The following is a 16320-nucleotide window of genomic DNA, read 5'->3' as shown; positions in this document are numbered from 1 at the left end:
TAAGATGCCCTCCCCTAGTTATGCTTAACGCAGAAAATCAGGAATATCCAGCTCGTCTGGTTCGTCTTGAGGCTTCACTTGAGTAGCCTGTGTTTGATATTGATTAACTGGATCAACAGAATCAAACATAGAAGAAACAGGTTCAGCGGTTTTAACAGTTTCCACAGGCTTAGAAGGAGCAGCAGTAGTGGAATGAGCTGGAGCCACAGAATCGACTCCTGCCTGCATATCTACAAAAGCACCTGCTTTGCTGTCTTCAGACTTAGGATGAGAATCGAAGCCTGCTGCAATAACAGTAACACGAACCTCGTCTCCATAAGAATCGTCCAAAGAAAGACCCCAAATAATCTGTGCTTCTGGATGTATTGCCTTACGAACAAGCTCTGTTGCTGCACTTGCTTCTTGAAGCTTCAAATCACTTGGACCAGCAATATTGATCAAAGCACCATGAGCACCTTCAATGCTTTCTTCAAGCAATGGAGAGCTAATAGCAATTTCTGCAGCTTGCGTAGCTCTGTCTTCACCCTTCGCTGCACCAATACCAAATAGCGCAGTTCCTGCACCGCGAAGAACAGCGGTAACATCAGAGAAATCAACATGAATATAAGAATTCATGGTAATCAAATCTGTAATACCCTGAACGCCTGCAAGCAATGCGGTATCTGCAGTCTTAAAAGCTTCAATAATTCCGATGGTTCGATCTGAAATTTCCAACAAACGATCGTTTGGAATCACAATCAAAGCGTCGACTTCTTTACGAAGATTCTCAATACCAAGTTTTGCTGATGCAGCACGCTGAGGTCCTTCAAAACCGAATGGACGCGTAACTACTGCGATTGTCAAAGCACCTTGCTGGTGTGCAGCGCGGGCAACAATAGGGCTTGCACCCGTACCAGTTCCACCGCCTTCTCCGCAGGTTACGAACACCATATCGGCGCCCTTTAATGCTTCTTCAATGTCAGATTGATGATCTTGAGCAGCTTTAGCGCCTTTTTCTGGGTCAGCACCTGCTCCTAATCCTCGACTCGAAGCGTCAGATAATGAAATCTTCACGTCAGCATCAGAACGCAACAAATCCTTGGCATCAGTGTTAATAGCCACAAATTCTACGTTCTGCAAACCCTCGGTGATCATTCGGTTGACGGCGTTACCACCGGCTCCACCGACGCCGACTACCTTGATTATGGTTTTGTCGTTGAAATTGTCAGTCTGGGCAATCTCGCTCACCGTTGTCTCCTGTCACTCACACGCACGTTTACGCATTACTTTAGCGCAAAACGCTCGATAATGGCGGCGTTTTATGAATAAAAACTGAAAAAATGTCACCGATTCGATAATACACCGTGCTATACGCAAATCATTAATGCGTTTTATTAACAAAAGTTTAAAATATTAAGCAGTAGTTTATATTATGTTTTATATACTCAAAAACCCTAGAAAACACTAGTAAAACCTAGTAACTTGCATCCATTGGATCATCGCCAAACAACTCCTCACGCTCACTATGAGATGTTATTCGAGAATCCAACCACCCATATGGCAAATGAACTTTTTTTGCAAAACGAACTCGCCCACGCGGCGTGTCTAAAACTTGCTCAGGAAGCTTTAGCGAAGAATCTAACGCATCAATATTACGCTGGACATCCTCAATAGACTCACATTCCATAAAATTCTTACGAGTTCCACCTCCAACAGGGAACCCCTTTAAATACCAAGCAATATGCTTGCGCAAGTCATGAACAGCCATTCGCTCGTCGCCATCATAAAACTCGACTAAAAGCTCAAGATGTCTTAAAATCACCTTGCAAACTTGCCCAAGACTTGGATTAACGCGATCGTCGCTTCCATTGCAAGCAGAACGAATATCAGCAAAAATCCAAGGACGCCCCTGGCATCCGCGGCCAATAGCAACGCCTGCGCATCCTGTTTCTTTAAACATTGCAAGAGCGTCATCCGCACCCCAAATATCGCCATTACCAAAAACAGGAATATCCAAAGCATTTACAAGCTCAGCAATACGACTCCAATCAGAATGACCACCATAATATTCTGCAGTGGTACGCGCGTGCAAAGTTACAGCAGCACATCCTTCTTCTTGCGCAATATGACCAGCTTGCATAAAAGTCTCATGATTTTCGTCAATACCAACGCGGAACTTAGCTGTAACAGGAATTCCTGCTGGATCACAAACAGAAACAACACGATGCAAAATCTCCTGAAGCAAATCTGTTTTCCAAGGAAGAGCAGAACCGCCGCCGCGCCTTGTAACTTTAGGAACTGGGCATCCAAAGTTTAAGTCAACGTGATCCGCCATGTTCTCATCAACAACAATTCGAGCAGCAAGCTCTACAATAGAAGGATCTACTCCGTAAAGTTGCAAAGAACGCACTTTTTCGTTAGGCGCAAAACGGCATAAACGCAAGGCTTTAGGATTCCTTGCAACTAATGCGCGAGCTGTAATCATTTCTGCTACGTAAAGCCCGTCCGGACCATATTCGCGGCAAATCACTCGAAAAGGCCAGTTAGTAATACCAGCCATTGGAGATAAAACAACAGGAGTTGCAATATGAATTTTCCCTAAATCTACTGGTTTAATAGAAAAATCCATATTGCTTTAACTCCATTCACTTTAATATATTTTGTTTTTGTTTATTAGCGATTTTTCACTATACGAGTATTAATACAAGCCGCCAGCCTGAGCAATCTTTACAGGCTGCGATTCATCAACACCGTTTTCTTTAGAAACATCCACACCACCGTCTGCAGCGCGAGTACCAACAATCTCTACAGGACCTTGCGGATACTTAACGCGCTTTTCGTTAATGCGGCTTGCTACGTAATCTGCAACCTTGTCTAAGGAAACGCGCTCTTGTTGCATAGTGTCGCGCTCGCGGATCGTTACAGCATGATCTTCCAAAGTATCAAAATCAACTGTTACACACAAAGGAGTACCAATTTCATCCTCACGACGGTAGCGGCGACCAATAGCACCAGACTCATCGTAATCAATAACCCAATCGTGCTGGCGCAAATCCGCAGCCAAATCTTGAGCAACAGCCTGCAATTCTGGCTTCTTGCTCAAAGGCAAAACTGCAGCTTTAACAGGAGCCAAGCGAGGGTCAAGTCTAAGAACAGTACGCTTGTCGACTCCGCCCTTAGTGTTTGGAGCTTCGTCAACGTCGTAAGCATCAACCAAGAATGCCATAAGCGAGCGGGTAAGACCAGCCGCAGGCTCAATAACGTAAGGCACATACTTTTCGCCAGTAGCCTGATTAAAGTAGCTCAAATCCTCGCCAGAATGCTTAGCGTGAGCAGACAAATCGTAGTCGGTACGGTTTGCAATACCTTCAAGCTCTCCCCAGTCAGATCCTTGGAAGCCGAATTTGTATTCAATATCTACAGTGCGCTTGGAATAATGGCTTAACTTCTCTTTAGGATGCTCATACATACGCAAATTTTCAGGCTTTACGCCCAAATCAACATACCAATTTACGCGTGTATCAATCCAATATTGATGCCAAGCTTCGTCTGTTCCAGGCTCTACGAAGAACTCCATTTCCATTTGCTCAAACTCGCGAGTGCGGAAGATGAAGTTTCCAGGAGTGATTTCATTACGGAAAGACTTACCAATATTCGCAATGCCAAATGGTGGCTTTTGGCGTGTAGCAGTCATAACGTTCTTAAAGTCAACAAAAATGCCTTGAGCTGTTTCTGGGCGCAAGTAGTGCAAGCTGTTTTCGTCTTCAACTGGTCCTAAATGCGTGCGAAGCATCATGTTGAAATCGCGAGGCTCCGTCCAGTTTCCGCGAGTGCCGCAATCTGGGCAAGCAATGTCTTTCAAGCCATTTTCTGGCATTTTGTCGCCGTGCTTTTCGGCATAGGATTCTTCGAGCTTATCTGCACGATGACGCTTATGGCAATTCAAGCACTCAATCAAAGGATCATTGAACACAGAAACGTGACCAGACGCAACCCAAACTTGGGAAGGCAAAATAACAGAAGTATCCACTCCAACAACATCGCCACGCGTAGTGACCATATAACGCCACCATTCGCGCTTAATATTGTCTTTTAACGCAACGCCCAAAGGACCATAATCCCAAGCAGAACGCGTACCACCATAAATCTCGCCAGCTGGGAACACAAATCCTCGACGCTTAGCCAAGGATACGACTTCATCAAGCTTTGAAACAGCCACAATACACCTTTTTCGTAAATCTAGAAAATTTGGGTGAAAACGGTGTTTATTATAGAAAAACCCTGTGACGCTAAAGCAACATATATAAGCATCATATATAAGCTAAACGAATACAATAAAGTGTAAGCATAATTTTGCAACACATATTTTTCACTTTGAGAGGATTTAAAATGAGCGAAAACACTGATAACAATACTTGCGATACTTGCAATAACAAGAATTGCCACAAAACTAATACAGTTGCAGCATTATGCATTGCTCCTAGCGGAGTTGGCGAAGAACTTAGCGAATACGTAGCAGATTGCGTTAAAGTGATTCGTGATTCTGGATTAAAAAACGAAACGAACGCAATGTTTACAAATATCGAAGGCGAATTCGACGATGTTATGCGCGTTGTAAAAGACGCAACTATGGTTCTTGTTGAAAAAGGCTATCGCACAGGCGTTATTTTAAAGTTAGACATTCGTCCTGGTTTTAGCGATCAAATCGACGCAAAAGCTGCTCTTGTAGACAAGATTCTCGAAGAACGAAATAAAGAAAAATAAAACTAAAATCAAATAATCTCAAAACTCAACAAAGCTATAATAAAACAAAAGAAAGCAGGAATTTATGCTGCAACTTACGGCAGTTCAGAAGATATTATCCGCTTTAGATGAAACCCAATCAGAACGAGAAAGACAATACAAATACTTTCATCAACATCCTGAACTGTCAATGAAAGAAGATCATACAGCTCAAACAATTATTGATATTCTTAGCAAGGCTGGGATTGAAACAAAGCGAGTTGGCAAGACAGGCGTTGTGGCAGAGATTAAAAACGGCGAAGGTCCTGTTGTTGCTATGAGAGCGGATATTGATGCGCTTCCAATTAAAGAAAATTCAGGGAAAGATTATACTTCAACAGTTAGCACGCAAGACGAAAATGGCAAAACGGTTGGAGTTTCACACGCTTGCGGTCACGATTTTCATATTTCCAGCCTACTTGGCGCCTTGAAGGCTTTTAACAAGCATAAAGATGCTTGGAGAGGAACGTACATTGGCGTTTTTCAGCCTGGAGAAGAAACAGCTCAAGGCGCAAAATACTTGGTGGAAAATGGCATTACGAGCATGATTGCAAAGCCTGACGTTTACCTTGGTCAGCATGTGTTGGGTGCTATTCCTGCAGGAACAGTCGGTATTCGTTCGGGCGCGTTCTTAACTACTGCAGCTTCGATTCGCGTGCACATTTTTGGTAAAGGTTCACATGGTTCTATGCCAGAATTAAGCGTTGACCCTGTGGTTTTAGCTTCGTCTATTGTGTTGAAATTGCAGACGATTGTTTCTCGCGAACTTGCAGCTAAAGATTACGCAATTGTTACAGTTGGTGCGCTTAATGCAGGAAGTAAGTCGAATATTATTCCTGATGATGCCGAGCTTTTAATTAACACAAGAACTTATAGCGAAGATACTCAAAAATTTGTATACAATGCTATTGAACGAATTGTGCGTGGAGAGTGCGAGCTTGCAAGATGTCCTAAGAAACCAGAATTTACATACTATGACCGCTATCCGCTTACGAATAATGATAAGAATGCGTCTTTGCGCGTGCGTAAAGCTTTTGATGAATACTTTGGAGAAGACTCTGTAAATATTTCGCGCGCTTCTGCTTCGGAAGATTTTTCTATAGTCGCGAACGCTTTCAATACACCTTACGCATACTGGGGATTAGGTGGATTTGAAGACATGAAAAATGCTCCTGGAAATCACAATCCAGCTTTTGCTCCAGATTTGCAACCAACTCTAAATCGTGGACTTGAATCAGCTGTTATAGCAGCTTGCGCTTGGCTAGCTTGCGACTAATAAATTAATTCTACTAACAGATAAGTTTAAGCGTTTTTTACGCCACCAAATCTGCGGTCGCGATGCGCATAACGGTCAATTGACCTCCACAGCGCTTCGCGACCATAATCTGGGAAAAGTTCTGGCACAAAATCAAGCTCAGCATAAGACGCTTGCCAAGGCAAAAAGTTGCTAGTGCGCTGCTCTCCCGAAGTGCGAATCACAAGATCGCAATCTGGAATATCTGGGTTATACAAGTGTTCAGCAATCATCTTCTCACTAATGCGATCACCCTTAATTTTGCCGCTTTTAACTTCCCTAGCAATTGCCGCGCAAGCGTCTGCGATTTCCGCGCGACCACCATAGTTTAAGCAAAAAACAACGTCAATCGTAGTGTTATTTTTCGTTATCTCTTGAGCTTTTTCCAACTCGTCAATAACAGACTTCCACAATTTTGGCCGTCTTCCGGCCCAGCGCACGCGCACTCCCCACTCGTTCATTTGCGCAACCCTGCGGTGAATAATATCTCTAGAAAATCCCATCAAAAAATGCACTTCTTGAGGAGATCTCTTCCAATTTTCCGTAGAAAACGTGTACAAGCTCAAGTAGCGAACACCTGCTTCTATGGCTCCTGCAATAGTGTCGAAAACCACTGGCTCCGCCGCTTTATGCCCTTCGGTGCGAATCATTCCGCGCTCTTTAGCCCATCTGCCATTGCCATCCATAATCACGCCTACATGGCGAGGAACTTTACCTTTAGGAAAATCTGGCACGCGGCTAGGATCACTAAATGGAGCTGCTGGAATATTTAACGAAGTGTAGTCAACGTTTTCAAAACTCATAGTTAAAATCTAACAACCCCATTGAACGAATACTTAAACCCGTTTTGCAAAGCTTAATAAAAGCCAGCTAAATCAGATAAAAAAATCCGCCAAAATCCTCTATATTTATATTTCTCGCAAAATCTCTATTAAAGCGTTTAAATATTGCTCTCCGTAACTAGATTTATACCATCTAGCGTGCTCTAAGAACCCAGTATCGTAACCCCAAATTTTAAAGTCGTAAGATCCATTTGACTTTAAATAATAGTCTACAAATTCTACGCATTGCTCAATTTGACTTACGCTAAGAACAAACGGAAGCAACTCTTTTTCAACATCTGTTAATGGCCGAACGCTAGCATATCCTTGCAAAATTGACTTAACTAAATCCGTTCTAAATGAATCTTTTTTGCCATTCGCAATATCTACCCACTGAATTGTGTTGCGTTCCAAAGTCATTGCTAAATCGTAGATTGCTGTGTTTTTATACGCCATTCCAAAGTCAAATACTGCGCTTGGAGCGCTACCTTCCCACATAAAATTAGATATATGCGGATCGCCATGAGTCCACTGCTTTTTTACATTCGCGTACCCCAAATCGTAAATTTTTTTGCATGTTGGAGCAAATTCGCTTAAATCTTTTACAAAATCACGATTCTGCTCTTTTAAGAATTCCGCTAAATCGGGTCTATTTTTTAACCAAACTTCTGCAGCATTTTGCACGTCTTTGCTTGCACAAAGACTAAATCTTGATTGAAAAGCGTTGATTTCCTTAGGATTTGGCTCGTCAAAACTTTGTGAAGCTAAGGCGATTTTTGCCATCATTGCTCCAAGATTTTTGGCTTCTTCACACGTTTTAGGCGGATCCCAAGTGTACGCGTCTTTGTATCTATCTTCTCCGCTAGCTTTTAAGGTCACTTCGTAAGCGCAATCGCCTATTACAAGAAGAGTGCCGTCTACGTAAATATCGTCTATTTGAACATTTTTTCCTAATAATTCTGATAATGAAGTCTCGCTATTTTTATTAAAATACAAGTATTTTGGCGTGCTTATTCTATTTTTTAAAAGATGCTCCGCAAAACGATGATACGGCCTAATTGTACTCGCTTGCCTCACTTTTGTGCTGCATCTTTTAATATAAACGTCCAAACTTTTAGATTGCTTTGACGAATCATCTTTGTAATGTGCACGAAGCAATGAACCTGCAGCCATTGGACGCAAACTATGGTTTAAAACGCAATCTGCTTCTAGCGGATCCTCTAAAAGAGAACACACCATATTTGCCTCATCTAAATCAACATTTGCCCATCTTTGAGCAACAATATCTAGTTGAGGGTCGTTGCTTTCGTTTTCCATATTCGCTCCAATTTACAGATATTTGGTTACAGGCTCATTGATTTTCGCGCATTTTTTTGCAGAATTATTTGACGCCAACTAGCTCATGTGCGGCTGCTGGCGACTTTGCTTATGCAAAACTAACGACTATTCTGGCAAATACTCGTTTGTTACGCACCCGTTTTCTAAACTTTTTAGCGCGCAATCAAGAGGCACGCTTAAGTGGCCATTTTCACCCATCCAACGAGTGTAGTTTTCCACCAAAGCCATGTCTGCCGTGCCCCAACGACCATTCTTGTCGTACCAAGACGGAATCACTTCGTCTAGCGAGGCACGCAAAGCCTCTGGGCTAATATGGCAAAGCGCATTCTGCAAAGCATCAACACCAGCCTGAGGGTCTTTTCCTGCCATCTCATAGCCCTTAACTGTTGCGCTTGCAAAGTTACGTATTAATTGCGGATTTCGCTCAATCATCTCTTGGCGAGCGCAAACATAGTAAGAATGATGCGGCGCTACGCCAATAGAATCGAATGGAAGAACAACAACTTGATCAAATGGAAGCGAACCCTGGTATGGCTCCCACCAAGCTACGTTAATAAAAGCATCGCACATTCCGCGTTCTACGGCTCGAATGTCTGGCTCCCATGGGCCTGGGTCAATTGTAATCAGCTTGCTAAAATCGCCGCCGTCGGCAGCAACCGCCTGCTGAAGCTCCGTGTATAGGCGCTTAACGCCCATAGGAATTACTACGCGCTTTCCTTCTAGATCTTTAAATCGCGTAATGCCCGTGTTTTTATTTGTTATGATTCCACCAATTTGCGATTGATTCATTACAGCAAACGACGTTAGCCTGTTTGCACCATTTTGATGAGCCAAAAGTTGATTTAAACGAACAAGAGCTATATCTACTTCTCCACGCTCCAAACATGCTGGAACATCGCCGCGCTCTGTATCTGTGCTTGTAAACTCTACATCTAATCCGTATTGTGCATACAATCCGCGCTTTCTTGCAAGATACATACCTGCGTGATTCGTCCATGGATGCACATATTCAAGACGTACTCTTAGCATATTAACTCCTTTGTTTTATAGTGATTTGTGATTTTATTATTTGTGATTTTATTTTGACTTTTATTTGCAACTTAACTTGCGATTTAACTTGCGATTTAACTTGCGACTTTACAAAAATGGGCGAGGTAATTAATCCCCGCCCACAAATCAAATTTATAAGTTGATTTTACTTGTAATCTTACCCGTAAAATCAGGCGCGCACTTCTTTGCCAGAAGCAAAGCGGCTCAATGCGCCAGTGGCAGCAATACCCTTATACAAGTACCACATCAAAACGCCACCGATTACAGCACCAGAAATCATGCTGCAAATAGTGTGAATCACCATGAATGAACCAAAGATTGGAACACCTGCATAGTAGAACGGGTAGGTTGAAACGATTCCACCCAAACCAGCTAATGCGCCAGAAAGTGCGCTTAAGCCAACATTCCACTTGCGATACATGAAGAACAAGAATGCAAATTCAGCGAACAAGCCCTGAACAAATCCAGGAAGAACGGTACCGATACCACCCCAGTGGCTTCCAACAGTCAACTCAACCATTGCAGCAATAAACTCACCGAACAATGCTGCACCTGGCTTGCGAACCATAATAGCAGCCAAAGGACCAGCAAAATAGAACAAACCGTAGTACAATGCGCTGACTCCTGGAACTGGAATAAGCTTAAGAGCAGCAGAAATAGGCTCGCTAATCAAACCGATACCCCAGAAGATAATACCAGAAGCTACAGCTACAACAACCGTGAGCGTAATATCAGCTACATTCCATCGCAAAGATGGACGCACGGTTTCTTCTTCAACAGATGCACCCATTAGGGTCTCCTTTCATTATCAGTTATCAAACAAAGGCGACCCTGCAGAAAACTCCGTACGTCGGCATTAACCGAATCACGTTAAACGGTTAGACAGTAATCTTCTCAGCTCTTTGAAAGAGCACCCGTGTCTGATATCAATCATTATTGCATCAGACAGCGAGGACAATTATTATAAAATTCAAACAAAAAATTAACAAAAACGCTCACTAAAACGTTCACAAAAACGTTAAATAAGACGCTAAAAAAGCTATATTAAATCACATATTATTTTCTAATAAATGCATTGATTTAATTGGACGCTCAAGATAATATTCACACCACTGCTCAACGCATCTATACGTTAAATAATCAATATCTGTTCCGTCTATATTCTTCCAATCGCCATTAATCAAAGAAATCATTTGAAAACGTGCTAAACCATTACACTTAATTGACTGCAAATCATGATCTTTAGAACACATAACTCCTCCAGAACAAGAGGAAAAATATGATAAATCATCTTTAGTTGCACAAACTACGCATTCATTAAGCATAGGAGACCAGCCAGCTAGTTTTAACGCTCTTAAAACATATGAGAATCCAATTGAATCAGCACTATGCAATCCCCTAGAAAGAGCAGATAAGGCTGCAACAAGCAGATTGTATTGCATACAAGAATCCTGATACTGTGCAGAAGACGAAACCAAATCATCTGCGATTTCCGCAATCATGCTAGCACGACTATACAAATCATAATCAGCACAAATACTCTCAGCATAAGCAGAAACTAAAACCGCTTGAGAAACAACATCAAAAGTTCTTCCAGTAGCAAAAAGTGCATTCACACGCATAAAAGGTTCTAAACGCGCCCCAAAACGAGATTTTATTTTCCTAACACCTTTTGCAACAGCACGAATCTTACCATGCTTTTTAGTAAGCATAACTACAATTCTATCCGCTTCTCCTAAAGGAAAAGTCTTAAGAACTACAGCCTCATCGTTATACAACGGCATGAAAATCAAAAACTCTTAATCTGCTAATCCAAAGTATTTTTATAGATCAGTTGTGGCTTGGATTCACAAAACCACCGAAATTAGATTCGCCAGTATCATCCAAATCATCTGAATCATTATTGCCAGCATTGTTAGCATTAAAATCTTCAGAAGAAGCATTAAAATGATTCATAACTGGGAATGAAAGATCTGGAATATCTAGATTGAGACTTTGCGACGGCTCAAATTTAGGAGATGCAAGAAGAGACAAATTCAAATCACCAACAGGGTTTGAAGCACTATTCTTTGAATCATTCTTATCATCATCTTTAGTATTAACAGCATTAGCATTAGCAGCATTAACATGATTCTGACTATAAGAATCTTGGCTAGGTGCAGCTGGAATAGCACTGTCTCTTGTATAAGTCTGCGAATAGGAATCTTTCGGAGCATACGATGGCGGGAACGTAGGAGGCATAACAGTAGAAGCCTGAGACATCTCGTCATCAGTATCATCATTAGGCTCTACATTAGCAGAATGAGGCGTAAAAATAGCCCTATCCCCATGGTGCAAATCGTTAAGAGAAGCACCACTATTGTTATCAACACTGTTGTCTACAGGTGCGAAAATGCTTTGCCTATCTTGAGGCATATCTTCAATATGCTGTGCAGAACTATTATCACTATCTGCCACATGCTCAACGACTGGCACACTATCTGCACTAATATGATGCGAATCTACTTCATCAACTGTAGTTCTAGAAAAAATATCATTTGCAACAGGATTATCTGCTTCAACAGTATTTTGAACAGGATTTACTACAAACGAATCCGCATTATGCTCAACGGGAACAGATGGAGGCATAGGATTTGCAGATTGCACAGGCTGTGGCGTCGTCTGACTATATGCTGCGTTAACAGAAGATGCGGCAGCACCATTAGAATCAAAATCTAGGTACTTAGAAACACGATCGTAAGATTCAAGCCTACTAAGCAATCGTATGCAAGCGTTCAAATAATAATCCACTTGACGCTCATCGTATCCATGTTTACCAGAACGCTGTGTAAACAACACGTTAGAAACAAACATTGCGTCAATGCCATCAAGATCGCTTGAACTATTACCCCACGTTGGCTTATATCCAAGAAGAATAGAAATCTTATCTAAGGTCTTATTAACAACATTATCGACCTGTTTTTTATCATACGAAGGCTTGCGAGATTGACCAGAATCAAAACGCATCTTGTAATCACGCTGAGAATGATTAAGCAAAACACGGTATTCACTATCGGCTTGTGCTTTCCAAACGATTCTACCGCGATGAGAAATTTCGTATTCGGTTGTTTTATCTACAACAGCACGTTCCAACCTAGAAAGAGCCGCATCAACTTGAGGAATAGCGTATCCTTCATCTTCTAAATCGAAGGACACGTCTTGAATATCTTTTTGTGTAAGACGAATGTCGTCGGACTCATACAAAGAATGGGCACGCTCAAGAAAATCATTAACTTGCTCTACGCTGTAACCCTTCTTGCGCTTACCTACGCGCTCAATACCAGAAGAATTACGCGCAGTATCGGGTTTACTTGCCATAAACAATAGACCTCCTGAACATATCATTATTGAATATACTCTACGCGATTGTTAAGACGCTTCAAAACGCAAAACACAAACTCTGAAAGACACACGCAAATCGCGAATCACGCATCTAGTACACACCATACTGTATCTTGTTTCAAGCGGGCGATTAGCTCAGCTGGCTAGAGCGCCACCTTTACACGGTGGATGTCGGGGGTTCGAGTCCCTCATCGCCCACTTTCCGCTTTTCTTGGTTAGCGTACTTCTCCCATGTTTGTTTATTTTTTCCCCGCGTTTGTTCACAAAACCACCAAATACGTAAACAATCTCGGGAAAATAGTTCGCGCGTTACGCTTTAAGCACGAAGGCAGGTCTCGCGCAGTATGTGCTTGCCGCGCAAATCTGATTTATTCTTACGCTTTTGCAAGTATCCAGTTACCATGATTGAAATTATCAACAGCGAAAGAATCATAGCAGCTACAAACAGCGTCATCCAAAGCGGCCACTGAAGATGATCTTCTGGAGCGTGCGCTGGGTCCGGCAGCACGCGATACCCCGTAATCAGTAGCCTATGCGAGTTCACACCATACGGCGTGCATGTAAGCAAAGTCGCCAAATCGCGCCCAGGCTCACGCTGCAGCAAACTGATATCCTGCGGGTCTACAACACTAATGCGAAACACCCTGTAGCGCATCGTGTCGCCCTGTACATCAATGTAGAAGTAGTCTCCACGCTTCATGTCGATTAAACCGTCAAACATGGTTGCTGTAGGCAATCCAGTGTGTGCTGTTATAACGGTATGCCTGTTTTTGCCGCCCACAGGTAAATCTGTGCCATACAAGTGTCCTGCTCCGCGAGCTAGGACATCGCGCGAAGTGCCATGGTAAATTGGTAGTTTTACGCCAATTTTCGGGATTTTTATGATTCCCATAATTCCCATTGGTTCGTCTAGTTGTTTGATATATGACTTATAGTCTGCTGTTTTTTTGTAATTATCACTGCCGTCATACGGGTCGGCTGTAAAGAATTTTTTTCTGCGAGCATTGTATTTTCGCGCACTTCTTAGAATAGATTCTCGCACGCTAGCGGCCTGATTGTAGCTTACTTTGTCGTAATCTATGGAAATTTGTTTAGACACGTGGTTGTTCCACAGTGTTGACGCCACTGGGTAGCTGAAGAACAATACGCCTGCTAGCACTAACGCAATCGGCTCAATTATGCGATGTATAAAAGTTTTCTGTGTTTTTAAGTTTTTCTGTGTTTTTTGGCTTGAGTTGGATTGTGGAGTTTGCTCTTCGGTTGCTGACGACTTTTCCGCTATCAAATCACTCGCACCAGCCACACTGCTCGTGCCAATCACACTGGAGGTACGCTTCGCCTTATTCTTAAACAATTTAGCAACAGCGCGCTCGCTCAACAAGCGGCACAAATTGCTAATATCGGCTAGCCTCATAACTCCTCCAAGCTAAAGCTATTTAATGAAAGATAATATTTGGTTTGATTTTGCTACAAACGCAGTGGGATTTTGCGCTTTTTGTTGCTCAAAACGGCAAAATTAACAACAAAATCGGGAAAAACTTACCGAAAATGTTGCTTAAAACCACAAAATCAACAACAAAAAGCGGGAAAACGACGGGTTTTGTTGCTTTAACAGTCCACATAGGATTGAGTCTAGGATTTTGCTCCTAGACTCAATTTATGCAGACTCAATCGTTTATAGACTCAATCGTTTATGATTTACTCATCAAACTGAGCAAATCATGCAGCCTGTTCTTCTTCCTTCTTGCGATTATTGCGCATGTACATGAATGTACCAGCACCAACTAAGCCCAAACCGATGATGGCGAATATAATCACGCCATAAGCACCAGTATTTGGAAGCTTGAACCAGTGTTCAATGTTATTGCTCGTTGGAACATCAGCAATTGGAACCTCAAGTGATTCATTATCTTTTGCGTTAGCAGTATCCACTTCATGAACATCTTCTGAGCGGACATAACCTTTTGGAGCATTAACCTCAACAAGATAAATCTTGCTATTCGCATCAGTAGTCTTTACAACATAATCAGAAGTCTTGCCATCATTACCAGTTGTAGTGATAGTAGCAGTTCCTGCAGTAGCTGGTTTAGTAGCAGTAAAGCCAGGCATAGCTCCATTAGTTTCAGCGCACTTAGTTGTGTCTTTTGCGCACGCTAAAGCCTTGGTTTTATCAGCAAACGCCTTGAACTCTGCCCCAGAAAGAACTGTCTTCTTTGAGGTATCAGTGCCGTCATACTTCAAGACATGGAACTTGTGGAATACAGTCTTGGTATCGGTACCAGGTGTATCCTTACCGCTGTCTCCGCCTGGGTTAAAACCATACTTGTTAGTAAGTTCAGTCTTTACAGTGTCTTTACCAAAATCTTTATTAATCTTAAGATTCAAAGTTACCTGAACTCGAATATCCTTACTAGCAAACGCACTAGCAGTTGTTCCAAATGCGTTAGCAATCTTAGTTAAACCAGCATCTTCGAATGTAAACAGAATGCGCTTACGAGTAACAGTAGTACCAGCCTTATCAACATCAGAGTCGCTAACAGCTATATTGTAATCAGTACCTTTAGTAAGATCTACAGGATTAGTACCACTAGTAACTTTCTTAAATGTTTTATTTTGAGCATCGTACTCGCCAACTTGAACCTTATAATTAGTTGCAGTATCACCAAAGTTAGTAAGGTTGCTATATGCGGATGCTAACGCATCATCCCAAACCTTAAAGCCAGTGAAATTAGAGCTGGCTAACTTAGTTTTATCCATAGCAGGCGTTAGTGGAAGCTTCACCTTAGCAGTAATCACATATGGAAGCGTGTCTCCAGCACCTACCATCTTGCTAGTTTGAGCATCCTTAGTAATACCACCATTAGCATTCCAGTTCTTTGGAGAAACGCTTACATCATATGTATAAGTGTTGGTGGTTTTACCATCTTCACGCGTAATTTGCGGAACAGTTATAAAGAATGGAGTAAACTCAGGGCTATAGCCTGTTGGCACTTTAGTTTCCTCAACGTAGTACAAGCCGATTGCAAGATTATCGAACTTTGCCACGCCGTCTTCACTACCAGACTTAGCCGTTACCTTTTCCATCTTGCCATTAGTGCCAAAATTCGTTGTATCAAACGTGACTTTATCTGTAGGCTTACCAGCTTTCGCAGCTTCGTTAAGTTCCTTAACTTTAGATGCAAGAGTAATCCAATCCCCTTGCTTCTTAAGATCAGGAACATTATCATTACCAATCTTTAAAACCTTCTGAATTGTAAAGGTTGCACCGTTAAGACCAACAGGTGTACCAGAAGTATCATCCTTCTTGTGAATCGTAATGGAACCAGTCTTAGTAGTATCTTCCCATGGAGCCTTAGCAGCAGCTGCATTATCCACAGCCCAAGCTGAGTTGCCAGCCACCACGGCGCCAGCAACGCACAGCGTGCCAGCCATTGCGAGCGAGGCGATTGCCGCCACGCATTGCTTTGTTATCTTGTTCATAATTTCTCCTTTTTTATTGCTCTTTCGAGCAGGTTTAAGAGATAAGTTTTCTGTTTTGTGTTGCGCACGGTCGGCGGAGCCATTGCAAGTTGTATGAACTCTGTCGGCGGCTACGATTTGCGCCGCGCGCAGCAAGATTAAATCCGAACCATGCTTCGGCATAATTGCCATTGCTATGTAACATCACTATGTAAC

Annotated in this window: 13 protein-coding genes, 1 tRNA gene and 1 riboswitch; of the genes, 3 read left to right on the top strand and 11 right to left on the bottom strand. The window is 42.3% G+C overall.

Annotation, left to right across the window (positions count from 1 at the left end):
* Positions 1-24: 24 nt before the first annotated feature.
* From ftsZ to HXT19_RS01820, 3 genes are all read right to left on the bottom strand, one after another.
* Positions 25-1227, bottom strand: coding sequence for a cell division protein FtsZ (gene ftsZ / locus HXT19_RS01830; protein ID WP_421780507.1), 1203 nt, complete (start codon positions 1225-1227; stop codon positions 25-27).
* 226 nt (positions 1228-1453) lie between these two features.
* Positions 1454-2608 (bottom strand): tRNA dihydrouridine synthase DusB, encoded by a 1155-nt coding sequence (dusB, locus tag HXT19_RS01825; protein WP_009993550.1) that lies wholly within the window; start codon positions 2606-2608, stop codon positions 1454-1456.
* A gap of 69 nt (positions 2609-2677) precedes the next feature.
* The gene (locus tag HXT19_RS01820) at positions 2678-4198 is read right to left on the bottom strand and encodes a glycine--tRNA ligase (protein WP_009993551.1); all 1521 of its coding nucleotides are present in this window, start codon (positions 4196-4198) and stop codon (positions 2678-2680) included.
* A gap of 170 nt (positions 4199-4368) precedes the next feature.
* On the opposite strand from HXT19_RS01820, the gene HXT19_RS01815 reads away from it, so the two are divergent.
* Together HXT19_RS01815 and HXT19_RS01810 are read left to right on the top strand one after the other, a co-directional pair.
* Positions 4369-4743 carry an MTH1187 family thiamine-binding protein gene (locus tag HXT19_RS01815; protein ID WP_004112383.1) on the top strand — a complete coding sequence of 125 codons (375 nt, stop codon included), beginning with the start codon at positions 4369-4371 and terminating at the stop codon, positions 4741-4743.
* Between the two features lie 64 nt (positions 4744-4807).
* Positions 4808-6037: a M20 family metallopeptidase gene (locus tag HXT19_RS01810; RefSeq protein ID WP_174142746.1), complete on the top strand. Its 1230-nt coding sequence runs from the start codon at positions 4808-4810 to the stop codon at positions 6035-6037.
* 26 nt (positions 6038-6063) lie between these two features.
* Here HXT19_RS01810 and HXT19_RS01805 read toward each other — a convergent pair whose 3' ends face one another.
* The 6 genes from HXT19_RS01805 to HXT19_RS01780 form a co-directional block, all read right to left on the bottom strand.
* Entirely contained in the window at positions 6064-6858 is a 795-nt protein-coding gene (locus tag HXT19_RS01805) for an isoprenyl transferase (RefSeq protein WP_004112377.1), read from the bottom strand.
* Between the two features lie 105 nt (positions 6859-6963).
* On the bottom strand, positions 6964-8193 hold the full coding sequence (locus HXT19_RS01800) for a phosphotransferase enzyme family protein (RefSeq protein WP_174142745.1): 1230 nt from the start codon (positions 8191-8193) through the stop codon (positions 6964-6966).
* 126 nt (positions 8194-8319) lie between these two features.
* Entirely contained in the window at positions 8320-9243 is a 924-nt protein-coding gene (locus HXT19_RS01795; protein ID WP_009993809.1) for an ABC transporter substrate-binding protein, read from the bottom strand.
* A 190-nt stretch (positions 9244-9433) separates the two neighbouring features.
* The gene (locus HXT19_RS01790; protein ID WP_004112368.1) at positions 9434-10054 is read right to left on the bottom strand and encodes an ECF transporter S component; all 621 of its coding nucleotides are present in this window, start codon (positions 10052-10054) and stop codon (positions 9434-9436) included.
* A gap of 35 nt (positions 10055-10089) precedes the next feature.
* Positions 10090-10192, bottom strand: a riboswitch (TPP riboswitch).
* Positions 10193-10313: 121 nt separating this feature from the next.
* Positions 10314-11048 carry a DNA repair protein RecO gene (gene recO / locus HXT19_RS01785; RefSeq protein ID WP_004112365.1) on the bottom strand — a complete coding sequence of 245 codons (735 nt, stop codon included), beginning with the start codon at positions 11046-11048 and terminating at the stop codon, positions 10314-10316.
* Positions 11049-11094: 46 nt separating this feature from the next.
* On the bottom strand, positions 11095-12621 hold the full coding sequence (locus HXT19_RS01780) for a DivIVA domain-containing protein (RefSeq protein ID WP_004112362.1): 1527 nt from the start codon (positions 12619-12621) through the stop codon (positions 11095-11097).
* A gap of 148 nt (positions 12622-12769) precedes the next feature.
* Between HXT19_RS01780 and HXT19_RS01775 the strand changes: the two genes are divergently transcribed.
* Positions 12770-12843, top strand: a tRNA-Val gene (locus tag HXT19_RS01775).
* A gap of 118 nt (positions 12844-12961) precedes the next feature.
* On the opposite strand, the gene HXT19_RS01770 is transcribed toward HXT19_RS01775, so the two are convergent.
* Entirely contained in the window at positions 12962-14059 is a 1098-nt protein-coding gene (locus HXT19_RS01770; protein WP_004115651.1) for a class C sortase, read from the bottom strand.
* A gap of 305 nt (positions 14060-14364) precedes the next feature.
* Positions 14365-16296, bottom strand: a complete 1932-nt coding sequence (locus HXT19_RS01765) for a SpaH/EbpB family LPXTG-anchored major pilin (RefSeq protein ID WP_257983504.1) — start codon at positions 16294-16296, stop codon at positions 14365-14367.
* Positions 16297-16320 lie beyond the last annotated feature (24 nt).

It is taken from the genome of Gardnerella sp. DNF00038 (genome assembly GCF_049262855.1).
GTDB lineage: Bacteria > Actinomycetota > Actinomycetes > Actinomycetales > Bifidobacteriaceae > Bifidobacterium > Bifidobacterium vaginale.
The sequence above is the reverse complement of the archived record's forward strand: the minus strand, read 5'-3'. Positions and strand labels throughout refer to the sequence as shown.

What these genes read in the sequence shown, in the direction of transcription:
- dusB (WP_009993550.1), bottom strand. Translation starts at nt 2,608, where the DNA reads ATGGATTTTTCTATTAAACCAGTAGATTTAGGGAAAATTCATATTGCA.
- HXT19_RS01815 (WP_004112383.1), top strand. Translation starts at nt 4,369, where the DNA reads ATGAGCGAAAACACTGATAACAATACTTGCGATACTTGCAATAACAAG.
- HXT19_RS01810 (WP_174142746.1), top strand. Translation starts at nt 4,808, where the DNA reads ATGCTGCAACTTACGGCAGTTCAGAAGATATTATCCGCTTTAGATGAA.
- HXT19_RS01805 (WP_004112377.1), bottom strand. Translation starts at nt 6,858, where the DNA reads ATGAGTTTTGAAAACGTTGACTACACTTCGTTAAATATTCCAGCAGCT.
- HXT19_RS01800 (WP_174142745.1), bottom strand. Translation starts at nt 8,193, where the DNA reads ATGGAAAACGAAAGCAACGACCCTCAACTAGATATTGTTGCTCAAAGA.
- HXT19_RS01795 (WP_009993809.1), bottom strand. Translation starts at nt 9,243, where the DNA reads ATGCTAAGAGTACGTCTTGAATATGTGCATCCATGGACGAATCACGCA.
- HXT19_RS01790 (WP_004112368.1), bottom strand. Translation starts at nt 10,054, where the DNA reads ATGGGTGCATCTGTTGAAGAAGAAACCGTGCGTCCATCTTTGCGATGG.
- recO (WP_004112365.1), bottom strand. Translation starts at nt 11,048, where the DNA reads ATGCCGTTGTATAACGATGAGGCTGTAGTTCTTAAGACTTTTCCTTTA.
- HXT19_RS01780 (WP_004112362.1), bottom strand. Translation starts at nt 12,621, where the DNA reads ATGGCAAGTAAACCCGATACTGCGCGTAATTCTTCTGGTATTGAGCGC.
- HXT19_RS01770 (WP_004115651.1), bottom strand. Translation starts at nt 14,059, where the DNA reads ATGAGGCTAGCCGATATTAGCAATTTGTGCCGCTTGTTGAGCGAGCGC.
- HXT19_RS01765 (WP_257983504.1), bottom strand. Translation starts at nt 16,296, where the DNA reads ATGGCAATTATGCCGAAGCATGGTTCGGATTTAATCTTGCTGCGCGCG.